Source organism: Pedococcus sp. 2YAF34, assembly GCF_052114585.1.
In the GTDB taxonomy this organism is placed as follows: domain Bacteria; phylum Actinomycetota; class Actinomycetes; order Actinomycetales; family Dermatophilaceae; genus Pedococcus.
In genome coordinates, this window is record NZ_JBFRFA010000088.1 from 1 (window position 1) to 560 (window position 560).

Genomic DNA, 560 nt, shown 5'->3' on the forward strand with positions numbered 1-560 from the left:
GCGAAGACCTGGGCGCCTGCCGCGATGGTGAGGGTGACGGTCGGGTTGGTGACGACCCTCGCGTTGTTGGAGCTGATGTTGAGCAGGATGCCCACCGAGGTGCTGAGCGCCGACGAGATGGAGACGGGGTTGGAGGCGACTCCGATGGTGATGTTGCCGACGGTCGCGATCGGTGCGCCGGCGGAGGCGAAGTCCGTCTCGACCGTGGTCGTCGTCGTGGCGGTGGCTCCCGCGTTGGAGATCGCGACGCCCGCCCCGCTCGTGTCGCTGATGAGGGCGGTCGACGTGTCGCCGCTGGTCGCCTGCACCGAGATGGAGGCGGCGCCCGGGGTGGTGGCGGTCGCGCCGTGTGCTGCTCCGAGCATCCGGGCGAAGGTGCGTGCGTTGTCGGTGGCCGCCGGGTTGGCGTTGGAGACGGTGCCGAGGCCGCCGTTGACGGAGCCGCCCTTGGCGGTGACGCCGTTGGTGGCCGTGGCGACGACCGCGACGGTCGCGCTCGGCGCGTTGAGCAGTGCGCCGGCGTCGATGTTCGCCTGGGTGACGACGTTGCCGGTGATCAG

Annotated in this window: 1 protein-coding gene; it reads right to left on the minus strand. The window is 71.1% G+C overall.

Features of this window, described 5'->3' with window-relative positions; translation table 11 throughout:
• The coding region (locus AB4Z02_RS18990; protein WP_441972916.1) for a hypothetical protein at positions 1-560 on the minus strand (560 nt) is incomplete at both ends.